Origin of the sequence: Stenotrophomonas sp. 1278, assembly GCF_029892765.1 — a bacterium.
GTDB classification, from domain to species: domain Bacteria; phylum Pseudomonadota; class Gammaproteobacteria; order Xanthomonadales; family Xanthomonadaceae; genus Stenotrophomonas; species Stenotrophomonas indicatrix.
The window spans coordinates 289,883-309,996 of sequence record NZ_JARXWD010000002.1; the positions used below are offsets into that span (position 1 = coordinate 289,883).

General features: G+C 67.5%; 16 protein-coding genes. 5 read left to right on the plus strand and 11 right to left on the minus strand.

Features of this window, described 5'->3' with window-relative positions; genetic code table 11:
• Nucleotides 1–7: 7 nt before the first annotated feature.
• The 7 genes from M2299_RS03560 to M2299_RS03590 all read right to left on the minus strand — a co-directional run bounded on the left by M2299_RS03560 (nt 8) and on the right by M2299_RS03590 (nt 8,723).
• Nucleotides 8–514 (minus strand): hypothetical protein, encoded by a 507-nt coding sequence (locus M2299_RS03560; RefSeq protein WP_280883882.1) that lies wholly within the window; start codon nt 512–514, stop codon nt 8–10.
• 82 nt (nt 515–596) lie between these two features.
• Nucleotides 597–3,707, minus strand: coding sequence for an error-prone DNA polymerase (locus M2299_RS03565; protein WP_280883883.1), 3,111 nt, complete (start codon nt 3,705–3,707; stop codon nt 597–599).
• 5 nt (nt 3,708–3,712) lie between these two features.
• Nucleotides 3,713–5,122 carry a DNA polymerase Y family protein gene (locus tag M2299_RS03570; RefSeq protein ID WP_280883884.1) on the minus strand — a complete coding sequence of 470 codons (1,410 nt, stop codon included), beginning with the start codon at nt 5,120–5,122 and terminating at the stop codon, nt 3,713–3,715.
• 9 nt (nt 5,123–5,131) lie between these two features.
• Nucleotides 5,132–5,746, minus strand: a complete 615-nt coding sequence (gene imuA / locus M2299_RS03575; RefSeq protein ID WP_025879221.1) for a translesion DNA synthesis-associated protein ImuA — start codon at nt 5,744–5,746, stop codon at nt 5,132–5,134.
• A 286-nt stretch (nt 5,747–6,032) separates the two neighbouring features.
• Nucleotides 6,033–7,040: a cyclase family protein gene (locus M2299_RS03580; RefSeq protein ID WP_280883885.1), complete on the minus strand. Its 1,008-nt coding sequence runs from the start codon at nt 7,038–7,040 to the stop codon at nt 6,033–6,035.
• A gap of 34 nt (nt 7,041–7,074) precedes the next feature.
• Nucleotides 7,075–7,725 carry a DsbA family protein gene (locus M2299_RS03585; RefSeq protein WP_223485891.1) on the minus strand — a complete coding sequence of 217 codons (651 nt, stop codon included), beginning with the start codon at nt 7,723–7,725 and terminating at the stop codon, nt 7,075–7,077.
• Between the two features lie 92 nt (nt 7,726–7,817).
• The gene (locus tag M2299_RS03590) at nt 7,818–8,723 is read right to left on the minus strand and encodes a LysR family transcriptional regulator (protein ID WP_280883886.1); all 906 of its coding nucleotides are present in this window, start codon (nt 8,721–8,723) and stop codon (nt 7,818–7,820) included.
• Between the two features lie 178 nt (nt 8,724–8,901).
• Between M2299_RS03590 and M2299_RS03595 the strand changes: the two genes are divergently transcribed.
• Nucleotides 8,902–9,780: a sterol desaturase family protein gene (locus M2299_RS03595; RefSeq protein WP_227417042.1), complete on the plus strand. Its 879-nt coding sequence runs from the start codon at nt 8,902–8,904 to the stop codon at nt 9,778–9,780.
• Nucleotides 9,781–9,788: 8 nt separating this feature from the next.
• Here the strand turns inward: M2299_RS03595 and M2299_RS03600 are convergent, their stop codons facing one another.
• Nucleotides 9,789–10,493, minus strand: coding sequence for an AraC family transcriptional regulator (locus M2299_RS03600; RefSeq protein WP_032975256.1), 705 nt, complete (start codon nt 10,491–10,493; stop codon nt 9,789–9,791).
• A 268-nt stretch (nt 10,494–10,761) separates the two neighbouring features.
• Nucleotides 10,762–11,196, minus strand: coding sequence for a glyoxalase/bleomycin resistance/dioxygenase family protein (locus tag M2299_RS03605; RefSeq protein ID WP_025878496.1), 435 nt, complete (start codon nt 11,194–11,196; stop codon nt 10,762–10,764).
• Between the two features lie 336 nt (nt 11,197–11,532).
• On the opposite strand from M2299_RS03605, the gene M2299_RS03610 reads away from it, so the two are divergent.
• Nucleotides 11,533–14,328, plus strand: a complete 2,796-nt coding sequence (locus M2299_RS03610; RefSeq protein WP_280883888.1) for a glycoside hydrolase family 3 C-terminal domain-containing protein — start codon at nt 11,533–11,535, stop codon at nt 14,326–14,328.
• 147 nt (nt 14,329–14,475) lie between these two features.
• On the opposite strand, the gene M2299_RS03615 is transcribed toward M2299_RS03610, so the two are convergent.
• Nucleotides 14,476–15,381 carry a LysR family transcriptional regulator gene (locus M2299_RS03615; protein WP_099842794.1) on the minus strand — a complete coding sequence of 302 codons (906 nt, stop codon included), beginning with the start codon at nt 15,379–15,381 and terminating at the stop codon, nt 14,476–14,478.
• 104 nt (nt 15,382–15,485) lie between these two features.
• Between M2299_RS03615 and M2299_RS03620 the strand changes: the two genes are divergently transcribed.
• The 3 genes from M2299_RS03620 to M2299_RS03630 all read left to right on the plus strand — a co-directional run bounded on the left by M2299_RS03620 (nt 15,486) and on the right by M2299_RS03630 (nt 19,343).
• Nucleotides 15,486–16,844 (plus strand): MFS transporter, encoded by a 1,359-nt coding sequence (locus tag M2299_RS03620; protein WP_280883889.1) that lies wholly within the window; start codon nt 15,486–15,488, stop codon nt 16,842–16,844.
• A complete protein-coding gene (locus M2299_RS03625; protein ID WP_280883890.1) occupies nt 16,844–17,230 on the plus strand; it encodes a DUF4440 domain-containing protein in 387 nt (128 codons plus the stop codon). The genes M2299_RS03620 and M2299_RS03625 overlap by 1 nt, the downstream gene beginning before the upstream one ends.
• Nucleotides 17,231–17,432: 202 nt before the next feature.
• The gene (locus tag M2299_RS03630) at nt 17,433–19,343 is read left to right on the plus strand and encodes a CocE/NonD family hydrolase (RefSeq protein ID WP_099786074.1); all 1,911 of its coding nucleotides are present in this window, start codon (nt 17,433–17,435) and stop codon (nt 19,341–19,343) included.
• A 102-nt stretch (nt 19,344–19,445) separates the two neighbouring features.
• Here the strand turns inward: M2299_RS03630 and M2299_RS03635 are convergent, their stop codons facing one another.
• Complete coding sequence (locus M2299_RS03635; RefSeq protein WP_165780404.1) at nt 19,446–19,910, minus strand: SMI1/KNR4 family protein; 465 nt, start codon at nt 19,908–19,910, stop codon at nt 19,446–19,448.
• Nucleotides 19,911–20,114 lie beyond the last annotated feature (204 nt).

Here is a 20,114-nt window from a genome sequence, read left to right on the forward strand (position 1 = left end):
TGCGCGCTCAGGGCGCAGCGCTGGCGCCGGGGCGCACGTAGTAGGACTGGCCGCCGTCGTCGAGGAACACCAGCTCCGGCTTGCCCTGCCAGGAACTCAGCATGGCGCCGGTGTTGTTCTGGTGCTTGACCATCAGGCTGGCGCCGCGGTCCGGATTGGCGACCACCTTGAAGACCTCGGTGGTGCCGGTGGCATCGTCAAGGGTCAGCAGGGCTTCGCCACCCCGGTCGCTGGTGCCGTAGCCGCCGCGCTCGGAGCCATCGGGGCCGAGCAGGATCAGGCCGGACAGGGCGGTGGCACGCGGCCCCTGCGGGCGGCCCCGGCTGAGGGGGTCGGGAACCGGGGCGCCAAGGATCACCCGCGGCTGGCCGCTGGCATCGTGGATGATCAGGCCGCGCGCTTCGATCACGCGGTGCGGTGACTGGCTGCGATGCAGGTTCCAGGCGGTCCAGCCGGAAACGAGCAACGCGAGCATGGCGACCACCAGGGTGGTCAGGGTCAGGGCACGAGCCATTGTGTATTCCTTCCTTGGACGTGGCCGACGATAGCGGAATCCGGTTGGCCGTGGCCAGTTCGTTGTGTGACGGTGTGTATCGTCAATGGAAGTCGCGGCTGTGGCTGCGCAGTCCCTGCAGCAGTTCGTCCAGGCAGTGCATGCGCTGCACGATCACATGCTGCACGCCATCCACGAGTTCCAGCCGGCCGTCGATCTGCATCAGCTGCGTATCTACCAGGATGTGGTGCTGGCGGTCGGCCAGATGTCGCCAGACCACGGCGTTGACCATGCCGGTTTCATCTTCCAGGGTAAGGAAGGTGACGCCGCTGGCGGTCTGCGGACGCTGGCGCATGCGTACCAGGCCGGCGATGCGTACGCGCCGGCCATGGCCGTGGTTGGCCAGCTGCGCGGCATCCAGGCAGCCACGGGTTCGCAGCTGCGCACGCAGGAACGACATCGGATGGCGGCCGAGGGTGGTGCCGGTGCTGCGGTAATCGGCCTGCATGTCTTCCCAGGCGCTGGGCAGGGGCAGGGCCACGCGCGCTTCGGCGGTGGCGCGGGCCTGGTCGAACAACGGCAGGCGGTTCTCCACGCCGGAGATATCCCAGCGTGCGCGGTGGCGATGGCCGCTGAGGCCGCGCAGGGCGCCGGCATCGGCGAGCAGGCCCTGCTGGCGGCGATCCAGTGCGGTGCGCTGGCAGAGATCGCCGACATCGTCGAAGGGGCGTCGTGCGCGTTCACGCATGATGATCTGCGCGGCCGGTTCGCTGCAGCCATCGACCAGGCGCAGGCCGAGCCGGATTGCCGCCGCGCCCTTGCTGAAGTCCAGCGTGCAATCCCAGTCGCTGTGGCGCACGTCCACCGGCAGTACCGTGATGCCATGCCGGCGCGCATCCTGCAGCAGCTGGTCGGGGCTGTAGAAGCCCAGTGGCTGGCTGTTGATCAGGCTGGCGGTGAATGCAGCCGGGTGGTGGCGCTTCAGCCAGCAGCTGGCATAGGTGAGCAGGGCGAAGCTGGCCGCGTGGCTTTCCGGAAAACCGTAGTCGCCGAAGCCCTTGATCTGCTCGAACAGGTGCTCGCCGTATTCCAGGCTGAAGCCGTTTTTCAACATGCCCGTCAGCAGCTTTTCGCGGTGCGGTTCCAGGCCGCCACGACGCTTCCAGGCGGCCATCGAACGGCGCAGGGCATCGGCTTCGCCTGCGGTGTAGCCAGCCGCGTCCACCGCCAACTGCATGACCTGTTCCTGGAACAGTGGCACGCCCAGTGTGCGCGCGAATACGCGTTCCAGTCGCGCTGGATAAAGCGGGTTGTCCGGATCGTTCAACGCATCCGGGCCTTGTTCGCGCAGGATCCGCCGACGTTCCAGGTAGGGATGGACCATGTCGCCCTGGATCGGGCCAGGGCGCACGATCGCCACCTCGATCACCAGGTCATAGAAATTACGCGGCTGCATGCGTGGCAGCATCGCCATCTGCGCGCGCGACTCGATCTGGAACACGCCGATGGTGTCGGCGGCGCAGATCATGTCGTAGGTCGGCTTGTCATCGTCCTCGATTGCATCCATGCGTCCTTCGTGCAGGCCGTGCTGCTGCAGCATCGCCAGGCATTTGCGGATGGCGGTGAGCATGCCCAGTGCCAGGCAGTCGACCTTCATCAGGCCGGTGGCGTCCAGGTCATCCTTGTCCCACTGGATGACGGTGCGGTCGGCCATCGCCGCGTTCTCCACCGGCACCAGCGTCGACAGCGGATGCTCGGAAATCACGAAGCCGCCCGGATGCTGCGACAGATGGCGCGGAAAATCGATCAGCTCGGCGGTCAATGCCAGCAGCCGGCGCATCAACGGTGTTTCCGGATCGAAACCGCGCTCGCGCAGGGTTTCCGGCAACGGAATGTTGCCGCCCCAATGGTCCATCGCCGCACCCAGCTCGTTGACCTGGTCCATCGGCAGGCCCAGCGCGCGGGCGACATCGCGGATCGCGCTGCGGCCACGGTAGCTGATCGCCACCGCCGTCAACGCGGCACGCTCGCGGCCATAGCGGTTGAATACGTACTGCAGTACTTCCTCGCGGCGCTCGTGCTCGAAGTCGATGTCGATGTCCGGTGGTTCATCACGCTCGGCCGAGATGAAGCGCTCGAACAGCAGGTTGCTGCGCGCCGGGTCGATCTCGGTCACGCCCAGCACGAAACACACCGCTGAATTGGCGGCCGAGCCACGGCCCTGGCAGAGGATGTCCTGGCTGCGGGCGAAGCGCACGATGTCCTGCACGGTGAGGAAATAGGAGGCGTACTGCTTCTGCTTGATCAGTGCCAGTTCGTGCTCGATCTGCTTGCGCTGGGCTGGCTCGATGCCCTTTTTCCAACGCCAGGGAATGCCGCGCTCGACCAGCACGCGCAGCCAACTGTCCGGGTCGTGGCCTTCGGGCACCAGTTCGCGCGGGTAGGTGTATTTCAGCTGGTCCAGGGAGAAGTGGCAGCGTTCGGCGATGCGCAGGGTTTCTGCCAGCAGGCCGGGCGGATACAGCTGGGCCAGTGCAGTGCGCGGGCGCAGATGGCGCTCGCCGTTGGCAAACAGGCGCCAGCCAGCCTCGGCCACGCTGCAGCGGTGGCGGATCGCGGTCAGCGTGTCCTGCAAGGCACGACGCCGGCGCACGTGCATGTGCACGTCGCCACTGGCGACCAGCGGCAACTGGTGGCGCTCGCCGAAGGCCTGCAGCTGCTGCAGCCGGCGCGTGTCGTCGTGTTCGTGGTGCAGCTCCACGGTCAGCCACAGACGCTGCGGAAAACAACGGCGCAGCAGTTCCAGTTCGGTGGCCGCCGGTTGCCGGTCCAGCCACAGGCACAGCAGGCCCTCGGGCAGTCCCTGCAGATCCTCGCGCAGGCAGCGGTATCCGCCCTTGGCTGCCCGCCGGCGACAGGTGGTGATCAGCTGGCACAGCCCGGCGTAAGCGGCCTGGTTGGTGCACAGCAGGGCCAGCTTGGGCCCGTCTTCAACCTGGAATTCGGCACCGACGATCAGCGCCACGCCGTGCGTCTTCGCCGCCTGCCATGCGCGCACGATGCCAGCCAACGAGCATTCGTCGGTGATGGCCAACGCGCGGTAACCCTGGCCGGCAGCGCGTGCGAACAGTTCCTCGGCGGTGGATGCGCCACGCTGGAAGCTGAAGGCCGACAGGCAGTGCAGTTCGGCGTATCCGGGCAGATCGGTGTGCATGGGGCTCAACCGAACCAGCCGTGCAGCATCCACGGCGCATGCGGATCATTGCGCGTGCGGAAGGCCCAGCCCCGCTGGCCCTGCGCGGTTTCCACCACGTAATAGTCGCGGCGTGCATCGGCCTGGTCCCACCAGCCCGATTCGATCCGTTCCGGCCCGGCGACGATACGCAGGCGCGGATCGCGCAGCGGCTGTGGCGTCTCCAGCAGCCAGCCGGGGCGCAGCGGCCACCAAGCGGGTGGCTTGGCCGGTGGCTGGGTGCCACTGGCGCGTTCGGGGCGGTGGTCGGCCTGCACGGCCAGTGGCTGCACGGCGTCATCGCCGAGGCGGGCACGCAGGCGCTCGCGCAGCTGGGTCCATGGCATCGCCTGCGCCGGGCGGGTATCGAACAGGTCACGTGCGGCCGGTACGAACGGCGGAAGCTGCTCGGCCTGCAGGCGCAGCGCACGGCTGCCGGCGGGCAGGGCGAAGGCTTCCATGCGGTTGCGTGCGATCTCGAACAGCAGCGCCGCATCGCGTTCGGGGGCCAGCAGGCCGATGGTCAGCACGCTGGCCGGCAGCAGGTCATGCTCGAAATGCAGATCGAAACGCTGCACGCCACCATCGCGCGAACACAGGAATGCGGCCAGATCCAGCAGCAGGCGCCGCAGCGGGAACAGCAGGGCCTGGCTGGATTCGATCTCGTATTCGAATTCGATGCGCGCATCGAACCGGTCCGGCGGCTGGTAATAGCGCAGCGGCGCGTTGCCCAAACCGCGCACGGCATCCAGCTGCTGCAGTACCTCGGGGGCGAAGCGGCGGGCCAGGCTTTCGCGCGGCAGGTCGAAGGCCGCCCCCAGCGTGCGCAGACCGGAGCGTGCCAGCACGGTCACCGCATCAACGGGCAGGCCACTACGCGCCAGCGGCAGCTGTGCCAGTGCGGCGGGCAGCTGCTGCGCATCGATGCCAAGGCCATCGTGCACATTGGCCAGCACGCGCGCGGCATGCGGGTTGGGGGCAGCGACCAGGCGATGGCGGAAGCCCAGGTCGTGCAGGCCGTTGCGCAGGCGTTGTTCGATTGTCAGCCAATCGCCGAACAGGGCACGGCTGGCACCGATTTCCAGCACCAGCGCATGCGGAAAATCGAGGCTGACCAGCGAGCTGGTGCCATACAGCCAGCTGGCCAGCAATTGCCGGGTGTGCTGTTCGGCGCTGGGATCGTAGTCATGCAGCTGCAGGTCCTGCACCAGCACCTGCGCGGCCGACAGCAGCATGCCCGGGCGCAGCCCCGCTGCCCGCGCGGCAGGGCTGACCGCACGCAGCACACGACGCTGCGCCGGCCCCTGCAGCAGTACCAGTGGCCGCTGTGGATCGGGCTGCAGGCGCAGCACGCTGTCCAGCGCCAGCTGCGGCAACAACAGGCAGGCCCAGTGCATGGCGCGGCCTCAGTGGGCGATGGCCAGCGGCAACGGCTGCGCTGGTGGCAGCCCGCCGCGGCACTTCAGCACCCGCACCTGGCCATGGTCGAGCTGCAGGCGCAGGCTGGCCGGGGAGGGGTTGCGGGCGGCGCGGGCCTCGCGGAACACGAAACCCAGGCACTGGCCGCTGTCAGCGGCAACCTGCAGGCGGCGCAGGGCACGATCGTCGGCCTGCTGCGGCCAGCACAGCACGGCGGCGCAGGCGGCAGAGCGCAGGCACTGCTCGGCCGCCCACAGCGCCTGCTTCGGTGCGGCGTGGATGATCTGCAGCTGGGCCAGGTCGAGCCCGGCGGCGGCCCATGCCGGGGCGTGCGGGCGATAGGGTGGGGCGACCAGCACGATCGGCCGTGGGTGCTGGCTCAGCTTTGCCAGCGCCGGCCAGACCAGGGCCAGTTCACCGACCCCGGGTGCGGCCTGCAGTACTTCGCACAGCCCGCTGGCTGGCCAGCCACCGCCGGGCAGGCGCGCGTCCAGCGCCGGGTGGCCACTGGCCAGATGGTCACTGGCCTGCCCCTGGCGTGCCGGCCCGCGCCAGACCTGGCGGCCGTCCAGCAGGCGGTCGAGGGCGACGACGGCGCCCATCAGACGGTCCTCCGGGGGAGGCGCCGGGCTGGCGGGAAGCGGCAGAAGTGGGCGGAAACGGCAGGCATGGAGCGAGTATCGACAGGCCGATATCAGGGGCTGAGACCGGACATGCTACTCGGCTTGTGAGTAATATTACTAATGAAATCGGAGGGCGGGGTTTCAGCTTGCTGAAGGAGGTAAAGCATCCACGCATGGCGTGGATCTGCTTGGGAACGGGGGCCTGGATGCGGGAAAAGCGGTGCCGGCCAAGGTCGGCACCGCCCACCCTGGCCCGGCTATCGGGTCACGGGCGGACCGGCAGGGCCACCGGGCGCAGTGGCGCGGCGTCGCCGCCGCGGATCTTCAGCGGGCCACCGATGAAGGCGAACTCGTAGACCTTGTCGCGCGCCAGTTCATCCAGCGCCACCAGCTCGATGATCGGCGCGCCCTGCTGCGCCAGCAGGTAGGTGTGCAGCGGCACGTAGTCGTCGGACACTTCGGAAGGGAAGGTCTCGAAGCTGAGGTTGTCGGCGCCGACGATCATCGCGCCGCTGTCCTCCACCAGGAAACGCGCCGCATCCAGGCCCATGCCCGGCGGGTTGGCCATGTAGGCCTTGGGCTGTTCGAACAGGCGCATGCGACCGGTGCGGATCAGTACGATGTCGCCCTGCTGCAGCTTCACCTGCTGGCGTGCCAGCGCATCCTTCAGGTCTTGGCGGGTGACGCGGTAGCTGTCCGGCAGCATGTCCATGCCCTTGGCGCCGGCCACGTCGATCAGTACGCCACGGGCGATCAGTGGCGGGAATTTCTCGATGCCGGTGACGTTCCAGCCGCGGTCGCCGAGGTGCTTGTCGGCCTCGAAGCCATTCCAGATCTTTCCATGGATGCCGAAGTGGTTCAGCGCATCGATGTGGGTGCCGGTGTGGCTGTACATCGAGAACGCGGTGCCGGTGTAGCTGCGGGTGAGGTTCATCGTCTCGCCTACGCCCATCGGGTCGTCCATCACCGTGCCGCGCGGGGTGTGGGTCATCCAGAACTGGTAGTGCGGGTCGCCGGCATCCTGCCAGCTGGGCATGCCGACGTAGTACTCGGTGGCCAGATCGTAGGCTTTGCCGCCGCTGACCCGCGACAGGATCGCTGCGCGTGAGGCCTCGGTGATCAGGTTGAGGCGGCCGATCTCGTCCTTCGGCCCCCAGGGGCTGGTGCCGACCTGCTGGCCGGAGGGAACGCGTTCGTGCGCGGACACGGCGGTGGAAGCCGCGGCGCCGGCCAACAGCAGGGCCAGGGCGGTGCCCAGGGTACGTGGGGTCATGGGAATCTCCTTGAAGGTGGGGGAACGGTGCGGCTCAGGCCGCGACCAGCGGCGCCAGGGCCTGGCGCAGTTGCGGCAGCGGCAGGGTCTGCAGGCGCAGGCCGTTGCCGGTGATGACGGTGGGGATGGAGCGGATGCCGAGTGCGGCAGCTTCAGCGCGGTCGGCCTGCACGCGCTGGCGCACCTCATCGCTGCGCATCCGGTCGGCGAAGACGCCACGCCGATGCCCCAGCTGTTCGGCGATGTCCAGCAGCACCTCGACGTCACCGATGTTTCGGTGCTGGTGCAGGTGCGCCCACTGCACGGCATCGAACATCGCGCCGTGTGCGGCGTTGCCGCCGAGCATGCCGGCGGCCTGGCAGGCCAGTGCACCCAGCCAACCGGAAGGGTATTCGAAGTCCTGTGCCCGCATGCCGTCGATATCGATGCGCGCGCTGTCGTCATGCGCGGCGCAGTCGGCCCAGTGGCGCAGGATGATGGCCTTGGCGCGCGGCATCGAGCCGAATACCTCGATCATCTGTTCGCGCGAGTCCTGCAGCACGAAGCTGCGGTGGCGGACCTGGATGCCGAGTTCGACCGAGACCTGCTGCAGGCGCGGGGCCAGCACGAAGCACCAGCCGCAGACCACGTCATGAAAGAAATCGACCACCGGTGCAGTGATGGTCAGCGAAGGAGAGGCGATCATCGGCCTGCCGTCCGTGAGAGGGGAGGCGGCAGAGTAGGCAGTGGCGCCGGGCCGAAACAGCACGCGGCGGGCAGCTCAGTTTTCGCTGGCGGTTACGAATCCAGCCCGGCGCAGGCGGGCAGTTCGGCGTGCAGGAAATCGATGAAGGCGCGTACCTTCGGTTGCAGGTGGCGCGCGGTGGGGTAGACCGCGTAGACGAACCGCGGCGGATAGCGATGGTCGGGCAGCACCTGCTGCAGTTCGCCGCTGGCCAGTGCCGGTGCGGCCAGGAACGAGGGCAGCGCACCGATACCGAGGCCGGCGACCAGCAGGTCACGCAGCAGCAGACTGTTGTTGGCGGTGACCCGTGTCGGCAGGGTCACCGTGACCTGGCCATCAGGGCCGAGCAGCGGCCAGCTGCCGGGCGAGTCAGACAGGCTGTAGGCCAGCACGCTGTGCGCCTGCAGATCGTCCACCGCCTGCGGTGCCGGATGCTGCCGCAGGTAGGACGGAGCCGCGCACAGCACCTGCTGCAGCGAGGCCAGGCGGCGCGCTACCAGTCGCGAGTCGTCCAGCTCGGCACGCAGCCGCAGCGACACATCGAAACCTTCGCCGACCGCATCGAGCAGGCGGTCTTCCATCACAAGGTCCAGCGACAGCTGCGGATGCTGCTGCAGGAAGCGTGGCAGCAATGGCGACAGCGTGCTCAGCGCGAATGACTGCGGTGCATTGACCCGCAGGCGCCCGCTCACTTCACCGCGCTGTTCGGCGATGCCGCGCTCCAGCGCGTCCAGTTCATCGAGCAGGCGGCAGCATTCGCGGTAATAGGCATGGCCGGTTTCGGTCAGGCTCATGCGGCGGGTGGTCCGCTGCAGCAGCACTACGCCCAGATGCGTTTCCAGCGTGCGCAGCTGCTTGCTCAGCCCGGCTGGCGACAGGCCCAGGTCTTCGGCAGCACGGGCGAGGCTGCCGCGTTCGACGATGCGGCGGAAGGCGCGCATCAAGGTGAAGGAATCCATGCCGGTCCAGGCCGCGATGAGGTCGACATTGTAGATCCACGCCAGACGTGGATCGCCCACCAAGGCGGGCATTCAACGTGAGCGGACGCGGGGTTGCGCTGTTTGTTCAAGCCTGCAGCCCGCATGCCGCGCCAACATGCAGGCCCCTCACTGTTCAGAGCCAGCCATGAAGCACTGGATGCTCCGCCTGTATGCCCCGTTGTTCCTGCTGGGTTTTGTTGCCGCCGCCATCACCTGGGTCGGCCACTCCCACGGTGACCCGCTGTGGCTGCTTGCCTTGCTGGCCGTCGCCATCGCGGTGTCGTTCGCTGCCGAGCGGCTGTGGCCTTACGATCCGGCGTTCAACCACGACCAGGGTGACCGCCTGCGCGACGTCCTGCATGCGCTGGTCAATGAAAGCCTGAACCTGCTGTCGATCGCCACGGTGCCGATGCTGGCGGCAATCGTGCCCTGGCACGTCTGGCCGACGCAGTGGCCATTCGCGCTGCAGGTGCTGGTGGCGATCATCGCCGCTGACCTTGGCATCACCCTGGTGCACTACGCCAGCCATCGCATCGGCTGGTTGTGGCGGTTGCATGCGGTGCATCACAGCGTGACCCGCATGTATGGCTTCAATGGTTTGATGAAACACCCACTGCACCAGGCCGCCGAAGCGGTGGGCGGCGTACTGCCGCTGCTGCTGTTGGGCATGCCGATGCCGGTGGCCGCGGTGCTGGCGTTCGCCATCGCGATCCAGCTGCTGCTGCAGCATTCCAACGTGGACATGCGCCCGGGTGTGTTGGGCCGGATGATGGCATGGGCACCGCTGCACCGCTTCCACCACATCCGCTATGGCACCGCAGGTGATGTCAATTTCGGTTTGTTCTTCACCGTGTGGGACCACCTGCTGGGGACCGCCTTTGATGCACCGGGCTATCGGTTGCGGCAGCGTGATCTGGGCATCGGCAGCCAGCCGGACTATCCGCAGGCGTATTCCGCACAACTGCTGGCCCCCTTCCGCGCGCTGCCCCATGGCGAGGTGCCGGAGCTTCCGGAAGGACTGCGCAGGCGCGGTTGATCGATGCGTCAGGCCGCGTGCAGCTGCAGGCCCTGCAGTTGCGCGGCACCGATGCCGAACATGCGGCGCAGGCTGCGCGAGAGGTGGGGCAGATCGGCGAAACCGGCGGCATGCGCGCTGTCGGTCAGGCTGTGCCCGCGCAGATGATGCGCCAGCGCACTGCGCAGCCGTTGCCACAGCACCCAACCGCGCAGGGTCACTGCCAGCTCGGACTGGAAGCGCCGATGCAGCTGGCTGGTCGACAGATGCGCGGCCTCGGCGATATCGGCGGCTGGCACCGGGCCGGGCAGGTGCTGGGTGATGCGGGCAAGCGCCGCCTGCACGCGGCGGTCCAGGGGCTGTGGGCGGCTCAGTCGCGGCAGCCACTCGTGCAGCTGCGCGGCATTGCCGGGCAACGACTGCAGATGCTGCTGGATCTGTTCGAGGTCGGCATGTGCCGGTTCGAGGAACACCGTGCAGCCGTCAGCGGGCGCCGACAGGATCGCGTGCGATTGGAAGGAGCGCAGCCACAGCCGTTGGCCCTGCTGCTGCACGCCATCGATCTCGACCTGCCAAGGGACGCCGTCGCTCAGCAGCAGCTGATGGGCGTAGTGCGCATGCGCGGCGCTGTCACCGGCGTGGCCCTGCAGCACGGCCACGTGTGCATCCAGCAGCAGGGTGCCATTCCAGGGTAGAGCGGGGGAGGACATGGAGGAATTGTAGATCCACGCCATGCGTGGATGACGTATGTCGCAAAGGTTCATGGGAAAAACATCCACGCATGGCGTGGATCTACTGCGCGCCGGAAATCTGTCGAAGGCGGGGTGGGTCCGGTTGCGGGGGCGTGAGCCGCATGGATGCGGCGACCGAGGCTACATGGACGTACTTGCGCCGTCCCCCGCAACCGGACCTGCCCCGCCTACCAACAGGAGCCCAGCTTTTGCTTCTGCTGTTGCATTGGCCGTTGCCTCTGCGGGTGCCGGGCGCAGCCCGGCCGCCACCTCACCGCCCCTGCGGGTCCGGCCGGTGGTGCACGTACTCGACCACGGTGCCGTCGGGATGCACCGCATTGAACGCCGCACCGGTCGGTACCACCTGCAGCGGAAAGATGATCTCGGCGCCGGCGGCCACCAACTTGTCGTGATAAGGCCGAACGTCGTCGACCAGCAACGTGCCCGTGGTCGACGTGAACGGCGCCAGCGCCTCGTCGCAGCCTTCGATCAGCAGGAACGCACCGACCATCGCCAGCCGCAGGCCCGCATCGGGAAACGGAAAGCCGGCATCGGCGACCACACCCTGCAGCTGCTCGTAGAAGGCCACGCTGCGTTCCAGTTCGCCGGGGGCGACGAACACCCGGATCAGCACGCGCGGGCTGCGCTGGCTGGAGGTGTCACAGCGGTCGCGCCAGAGATGGTCGAAGTCGCGATGTACGGTCATGGGCTCGATTCGTCGCCGGGGAGAACCATTATCGGCAGCGCCGTGCAGCCCGTTGATGACCGCCGGTGATGGGCTGATAACCAGTCCGCACATCGCGCCTGTGACTTAGGTCCTGTTGACAGGGATGAACGCCCTCGCACACTCTTCACATGATGGGTCGCCCTGCGCGGCCCGGACAGGCAGGTTGTCACGCACGGGAGGAGGGTCCCGCGCGCAGACCGGCCCGTCCTCTGGCCTGCAAGGCGTTGCCCGGCAACGCATGCGCGGCATGACGCTGCACCCTTCGGCGGCACTTTCCCTGGACCGATTGCCTTGGCAACGGAATTACGCCCGCCGATGAAAACGTTTACAAAGCCGCTCGCCCTGTCCCTGGCCCTGTCTGCCGCACTGGCCACCCCGGCCTGGGCCGACTCCGCCGCTTTCACCGTGCTGACACTGGAACAGGCGCCGACCGCGGACGCGATGCCGGCCCTGGCTGCCCAGTTGAAGACCCTGCAGGTGGATGCGGTCAGCGTTCGCCAGGTACAGCGCGGCATCGGCCAGGTCGATCCGCTGCAGCTGCTGGCCGATGGCCTGGGCTACCAGTACCGCTTCATCGCCGCCGGCAAGGATGACGGCCAGACCCAGCACGGCCAGGCCGTGTTGACCCGGCTGCCGATCGCCGCCGAATCCGGCCCCGACCAGCCGGGCCTGAACTACCTGCGCCTGGATGACGGCCGCCATGCAGTGGCGGTGTACACCGACGCTGGCGCCGGTGCTTCGCAGTTGCCGGCACTGGTGTCGCGTTCGCGACTGGGCGCGCCGGCGGTGCTGCTCGGCGCGGTGGCCGGTGAATCGGCCAAAGCGGCCGGCTTCGATCCGGCACGCGTGGCCCTGGAGGCCGATGCCAGCTATTTCAGCGATGGCTTCCAGGCCGCCAGCAGTGCGCCGTTCAAGGTTGAAGGCAGCGCGCTGCGTGCAACCCTGCTGACCCTGGCCTATGCGGCTGACAAGGGCGGCGAGCAGCCGTGGATGGATACCACGCTCACCGCCGATGCGCGCGCTGCGCTGCTGCTGAAGGCGATGACCGAGGACGAGAAGTTCCAGATGCTGCACAGCTACTTCGGGCTGGGCAAGGACGGTGGCAAGCTGCCGGAAGGTGCGGTGGGTTCGGCCGGTTTCGTGCCGGGCGTAGCGCGCTTGGGCATTCCGTCGCAGCAGTCGGCCGACGCCGGCGTGGGCGTGACAAATCCCGGTGGCATCCGCCCGGGTGATTTCGCCACCGCCATGCCATCGGGCCCGTCCACGGCGTCCACCTGGAACCGCGGTGTTGCCTTTGCCGGTGGCGCGACGATGGGTCGCGAAGCCTGGCAGCAGCGCTTCAACATCCTGCTGTCCGGCAGCGTCAACCTGCAGCGTGACCCGCGTAACGGCCGCAACTTCGAATACGCTGGTGAAGACCCGCTGCTGGCCGGTTCGATGGTCGGCGCAGTGATCCAGGGCGTGCAGAGCCAGCACGTGATCTCCTCGATGAAGCACTTTGCGCTGAACGACATGGAGACCCGCCGCAACTTCCACGACGTGCGCATTGGCGAGCAGGCCATGCACGAGTCGGATCTGCTGGCGTTCGAGATCGCGCTGGAAGCCGGCCGCCCGGGCGTGGCGATGTGCTCGTACAACAAGATCAACGGTACCTACGGCTGTGAAAACGGCTACCTGATGAACCAGGTGCTGAAGCAGGAGTGGAAATTCCCCGGTTTCGTGATGTCCGACTGGGGCGGCGTGCACAGCGGTTCGAAGGCGGCGCTGGCCGGCCTGGACCAGCAGTCTGCCGGTGAAGTGTTCGATGCGGCGGTGTTCTTCGATGAGCCGCTGCGCCTGGCCGTGCACGGCGGCGTGGTATCGCAGGCGCGCCTGAACGACATGGTCGCGCGCATCCTGCGCACGATGTTCCTGCACGGCAACTTCGACAACCCGCCGCAGCACCAGAAGGTCGACGCCGAAGCCGGTTTCGCCGTGGCCCAGCGCACGGTGGAAGAAGGCAGCGTGCTGCTGCGCAATGAAGGCAGTCTGCTGCCGCTGGCCGACAGCGCCAAGCGCATCGTCATCATCGGTGGCCATGCCGACAAGGGCGTGATCGGTGGCGGTGGTTCGTCGATGGTGGGCGTCACGGCCAAGGGCACCAACGCGGTGCCGGGCGTGCTGCCGACCACCTGGCCGGGCCCGGTGATCTTCCATCCGTCCTCGCCGTTGGAATCGCTGCGTGCCGCGCGTCCGGACGCCACCATCACCTATGTGGACGGCACCAATGCCGCCGCTGCGGCCAAGGCTGCTGCACAGGCGGATGTGGCCATCGTGTTCGCCACCCAGTGGGCGGCCGAATCGGTGGACCTGCCGGACATGCAGCTGCCGGACAACCAGGATGGGTTGATTTCGGCGGTGGCCAAGGCCAACCCGAAGACCGTGCTGGTGCTGGAAACCAACGGCCCGGTGCGTACGCCGTGGCTGGCGCAGGTGCCGGCGGTGCTGCAGGCCTGGTACCCGGGTATCCGTGGCGGTGAAGGCATTGCCGCACTGCTGACCGGCCAGGCCAATCCGTCCGGCCGCCTGCCGGTGACCTGGGTGGTGGACGAATCGCAGTTGCCGCGCCCGCATATCGATGGCCTTGGCTTCAAGCCGGCCAAGCCGTTCGGCGATGTGTTCGATTTCGATATCGAAGGCGCCAACGTCGGTTACAAGTGGATGGCGGCCAAGGGCCTGACCCCGACCTTCGCCTTCGGCCACGGCCTGTCCTACACCTCGTTCGCCTATGAAAACCTGAAGGTGAGCGTGGAGGGTTCGCGCCTGGTTGCCAGCGTCGACATCCGCAACACCGGCAAGCGCGCCGGTGCCGACGTCGCCCAGCTGTACCTGAAGCTGCCGGCCGGCAGCGCCACGCCGATCCGCCTGATCGGCTACGACAAGGTCGAGCTGCAGCCGGGCGAACAGCGCCGCATCCGCATCGAAGCCGAGCCGAAGACCCTGGCGCATTACGATGCGCAGGCACGCCAGTGGAAGATCGCCGGCGGCACCTACCAGGTGCAGTTGTCGCGCAACGCCGCCGAGCCGCTGCAGACGGTGGACGTGCAGCTGGTGGAGCAGGTGCTGCGCTGATCCGCTGCGGTACTGATGGTTGAAGACACGGCCCCGCAAGGGGCCGTGTCTGTTTACGGGGTGCCGCTGCGCTCGCCGGGCATGGCCCGGCGCTACCCGATTGCGGGCATTCCGGTAGCGCCGGGCCATGCCCGGCGGGCGAAGGATTCAGCTGGCGTCGTCACCAAACCACCCGCGCAGGAAATCGATCAGCTGCCGCACCTTCGGCGAGGGCTGGCTGCTGTGCGGGTACACCGCGTACACGCTCTGCTGCGGGAAACGATGCTGGCGCAGCACCGGCCGCAGGCGGTCGTGGGCGAGATCGTCCTCGATCAGCCAGCGTGGCAGCACGGTCACTCCTGTGCCGGCCACGGCGAACGCGCGCAGGCTGCTGGCCCCATCCACGCGTATTACCGCGTTGCCCGGATTGGTGGCGAACAATGCATCGCTGCCATCCGGCGCGACCACCGGCACATCGGCCAGGCGCGGATAGCCGAGGCGGGGCAGGGTTCCCAGCAGTACCGGATCATCCACCGCCTCGGCGGACCCCAGGCGCGCCAGCAATGCCGGAGCGGCGACCGCGCACAGCGGGTGACGTTCCAGCTCGGTGGCATGCAGTTGCGAATCGGGCAGGCGGCCGAGGCGGATCGCCAGGTCGAAGCGCTCGGGAATCAGGTCGGCCGGGGCTGGCGAGGTCGATAGATGCAGCACCAGCGCTGGATGCTGCGCGCGGAAGGCTTCCAGTGCTGGAATCAGCCGCAGCTGCGCGTACTCCGGGGTGGTGGTCAGGCGCAGTACGCCCTGCAGTTGATGCTGGTCGCGGCGCGCGGCATCGATGGCGGCCTGCGCGGCATCCAGTGCCTGCACGCAGTGCTGCAGGAACTGTTCGCCGGCCTCGGTCAGCGCCAAGTGGCGGGTACTGCGCAGCAGCAGGGTTACCCCCAGCTCCTGCTCCAGCCGCTTCAGGTTGAAGCTGACCACGGCCCGGCTCAGGCCCAGGCGCTCGGCGGCGGCGGTCAGGCTGCCGGCCTCGACCACGGCACGGAAGATATCGAAGCGATCGAGGCTGACCATGGTGGCTGATTGTCAAAACAGGTTTGACAGTGTTGCAGCTGCTGTCGTGTTTTTCCAACAACGCTGGTCCGCGATGCTGTCGCCTTCGCTGCTGGAGCCTGCTGATGCCTTCCCCACGCCTGCGCCATGAGGCGATCTTCCTGCTGGTGTTCGCCCTGGACCTGGTCAACATGTTCATCGCCACCGTGGCCTACCCGGCGCTGGCGGCCGAGCTGCATGCGGACATCGGCACCCTGGCCTGGGTGGGCACGGCCTACATGCTGGGCCTGAGCGTGGTGATTCCGCTGGCCCCGTGGCTGGCCGCGCGCTGTGGCGAGCGTCGCCTGCTGCTGGCTGCCTTGGTGCTGTTCGCGGTGGCTGCGGGCCTGGCCGGCGCCGCGCCGTCCATCGGCTGGCTGCTGGGCTGGCGGCTGCTGCAGGGGTTGGCTGGCGGGCTGCTGATTCCGGTGGCGCAGGCGGCGGCGTACCGGCAGTGCACGCCTGAGCAACGCGGTGCGCTGACCCGGCGCATCCTGCTGGTGGCGTTGCTGGTGCCGGCACTGGCACCGGCTCTTGGCGGCCTGCTGGTGCAGTGGCTGTCCTGGCGCGGCGTGCTGTGGGCCAGCCTGCCGCTGGCGGTGCTGGCGATCGCCCTGGTGCTGGCGTGGATGCCGGCGGATGGCTTGCGCAGTGCGCCACGCCTGCAGGGCTATGCACTGGCCACCGCGATGTCTGCGCTGGGTGCGCTGCTGCTGGCATTGACCTGGCTGGGTGAGCCCGGCCATCGCTTCGCCGGCGCAGGGTTGCTGCTGCTGGCAGCAGTGCTGGCCGTCGCCCACCTGCGTAATGCACGCCGGCAGCCGCAGCCGCTGCTGCGCTGGTCGCTGCTGTCCCATCGAGGCCTGCGCATGGCAATGCTGGTCTATCTGGCGGTGCCGGGTGTGTTCATCGGCAGCCAGCTGGCCAGTACCCTGCAGCTGAACCACGCCGGTTACAGCGCCGCGCAGATCGGCGCCTTGATGTTGCCGTGGGCGCTGGCCTCGGCACTGGCAATCACCGGCAGCCGGCGCTTGCTGGCGCGCTTCGGACCGGGTGCGGTGCTGCGGCTGGGCATGGTCCTGCAAGCCAGCGGTCTGCTGCTGATGGCGCTGCAATCGCAGCCCCCCTTCACGCTGGCCGCAATGCTGTTCGCCCTGATGGGCGCTGGCGGCAGCCTGTGCAGCAGCACCGCGCAGACGCTGGCGTTCCATGGTGTGGACGCCGAGGCGCTGGGCGATGCCAGTGCACTGTGGAACCTCAACCGCCAGCTCAGCTTCTGCCTGGGCACCGCCGCCATCGCCCTGCTGCTGGCCTTGGCCATGCAGTGGTGGCCGGCGCATGCCACCGGCGCGGCGCTGGGCCTGGCGGCCGTACTCACCCTGTTGCCATTGGCGCTGCTGCGCCGGTCGCAGCTGCATTCCCTTTCCGCTCCGGAGACTGCTTGATGGACATGACCGCCGAACACGAAATCCACCTGCTGCACGACAAGCTGCAGGCCTGGTTCCGCGCAGAGATCGCGGCCGATGCACTGGCTGATCTGATGGAACATTTCTGCGCGGACTTCAGCATGGTCGGCATCTCCGGTCGCAGGTTGGACCGCGCCGCCGTGCAGGCGCTGTTCGTGGGCGGACACGGCGCCCGGCCGGGACTGCGGATCGCCATCGAGGCCGTGCAGGCGGTGGAAGCGCCGTCGCCGCTGGCGATGCTGCGTTATCGCGAGGGACATGCCGTGGGTGTGGGAGAAACCGCGTGGCGGGAATCGCTGGCAGTGCTGCGGCAGGAAGGAGGGCACTGGCGCTGGCTGGCCCTGCATGAAGTACCGGTGGCGTGATGGATCCGCCGGGCATGGCCCGGCGCTACCGTGGTTGGCCGTGAACGGGTAGCACCGGGCCATGCGCGGTGAGCGCAGCGGCAGCAGACCGCACATGTGCCATCAGTCCTGCCTGTAAACGCCGCAGAATGCAAAGCAGGCACACGCTTTGCCGGGGGCTACGGGAGTAGGCTGGGGCCTTTCCTGCCGGGAGGTGATGTCCATGCGTGTGCGTGCCGTTGCTGTTGCCGTAGCCCTGAGCCTGTCCAGCGCCGTGCTGGCCGCCGACACGCCGCCGATGACCCCGGACATCAGCGGAAAACCCTTCGTCGCCCCCGATGTGGGCCGCGACTACGACAAGCGCGTGGTGATGGTGCCGATGCGTGATGGCACCAAGCTGTACACGGTGATCGTGGTGCCCAAGGGTGCCCACAATGCACCGATCCTGCTGACCCGCACGCCGTACGATGCCGCCGGCCGCGCCAGCCGCAGCGATTCACCGCGCATGCGCGATCTGCTGCCGCAGGGCGATGAAGTGTTCGTCGATGGCGGCTACATCCGCGTGTTCCAGGACATCCGTGGCAAGTACGGCTCCGAAGGCGATTACGTGATGACCCGGCCGCTGCGTGGGCCACTGAACGGTACCAAGGTCGATCATTCCACCGATGCGTGGGACACCATCGATTGGCTGGTCAAGCATGTGCCGGAGACCAACGGCAAGGTCGGCATGCTCGGCTCGTCGTACGAAGGCTTCACCGTGGTGATGGCGCTGACCGATCCGCACCCCGCACTGAAGGTGGCCGCGCCGCAGAGCCCGATGGTCGATGGCTGGATGGGTGACGACTGGCTCAACTACGGTGCCTTCCGCCAGGTCAATTTCAACTACTTCGCGATGCAGACCGAGAAGCGGGGCAAGGGCACGCCGCTGCCGTCGCTGGGCTACGACGATTACAGCACTTTCCTGCGCATCGGCTCGGCCGGTGACTACGCCCGCTTTACCGGCGTGGACCAGCTGACCTGGTGGAAAAAGCTGGTACAGCACCCCGCTTACGATGCGTTCTGGCAGGGCCAGGCGCTGGATGCGGTGATGGCGAAGACGCCGCTGAAGGTGCCGACCATGTGGCTACAGGGCCTGTGGGACCAGGAAGACATGTGGGGTGCCAACCACGCCTACCAGGCGATGGAAGGGCGCGACACCGGCAACACCCACAACTACCTGGTGATGGGCCCGTGGCGGCACAGCCAGGTGAACTATGACGGAAGCCAGCTTGGGGCGCTGAGATTCGATGGCGATACCGCGCTGCAGTTCCGCCGCGACGTGCTCAAGCCGTTCTTCGACCAGTACCTGGTGGATGGCGCGCCGAAGGCCGATACGCCACCAGTGCTGGTCTACAACACCGGTGAAAACCACTGGGACCGCCTGCAGGGCTGGCCGCGCAGCTGCGAGAAGGCGTGCGCGGCAAACAGCAAGCCGCTGTACCTGCGTGCCGGTGGCAAGCTGGCGTTCCAGGCGCCGGCGGCGGGCGAGGGCGACTTCGAGGAATACGTGTCTGATCCGTCCAAGCCGGTGCCGTTCGTACCGCGTCCGGTGCGCTTTGGCGACCGCGACATGTGGACGACCTGGCTAGTCAAGGATCAGCGCTTCGTCGATGGCCGGCCTGACGTGCTGACCTTCATCACCGAGCCGTTGACCGCACCGCTGCGCATCGGAGGTACGCCGGTGGTGAACCTGCAGGCGTCCACCAGTGGCACCGACAGCGACTGGGTGGTGAAGCTGATCGACGTGTATCCCGACCAGGAAGCATCGACACCGGAGATGGGCGGCTATGAGCTGCCGGTGTCGCTGGCGATCTTCCGTGGCCGCTACCGCGAGAGCTTCAGCGACCCCAAGGCATTGGCGGCCAACCAGGTGCTGCCGTACCGTTTCGACCTGCCCAATGCCAACCACACCTTCCAGAAGGGCCACCGGGTGATGGTGCAGGTGCAGTCCAGCCTGTTCCCGCTGTACGACCGCAACCCACAGACCTACGTGCCGAACATCTACCTGGCCAAGCCGGGTGACTACCAGAAGGCCACGCAGCGGGTATGGCACAGCGCCGCGCAGGCCAGTTACATCGAACTGCCGGTGTACTGAGACAGAGGGGATGACGCCGGGCACGGCCCGGCGCTACCCCGGTCGCGCGATGTTGGTAGCGCCGGGTGTGGTAGTGCCGGCCGCTGGCCGGCATTCTCACGCTCAAGGATAAAGGTCGTCGCTAGTCAGCTGCCCGCTGTCGAACTTACAAAAGAGTTCGGCAATAGACTCGGCTATAGGCTTACCTTGGCTGATATCCAGATCGCCCAGATCGAATGAGACTATCTGTCCGCGACTGGACGGGCTGAGATCGAGCGCGATGAGTGTCGATCCCCCGTCCGTTCCAATGCCCATCAGGGAATCACCAAGATAGCGACGGACCTGGTAGCTGTCGTTGAGCTCGATGATGCTGGCGATGGACCATAGGTCGACATAAGCATGAGGGAACACGCAGCGCCCGCCGTTTGACCAGCGCAGGAGTTCAATGAAGTCCTCGGGAATCGCTGCCTCGGCCCAATGTGCTTGCAGTCTGCGCAGGCCTTCTGTATGCGCCCCCGTCTCGGGCAGCCATGGGCTTTGGATGCTTCGGATGAAATTCGGCGTGTGTGGTCGATCCCGGTTGTCCACGTGGATTCCCTATAGTCAGCCCTACTACGGTGGCGTGACCCATTCTTGGCGGCAAGGGGCATGCGCGACATGCGCAGAGATGTACCGGGAATGCGATCCCTTTCAGAGAGTGTCGACCAAGGTCGACACCTACCGGAACAGATCGCCTGCAGGACTGATGGGGTAGTGCCGGCCGCTGGCCGGCAACCCGGTGGCGCGAAAGCG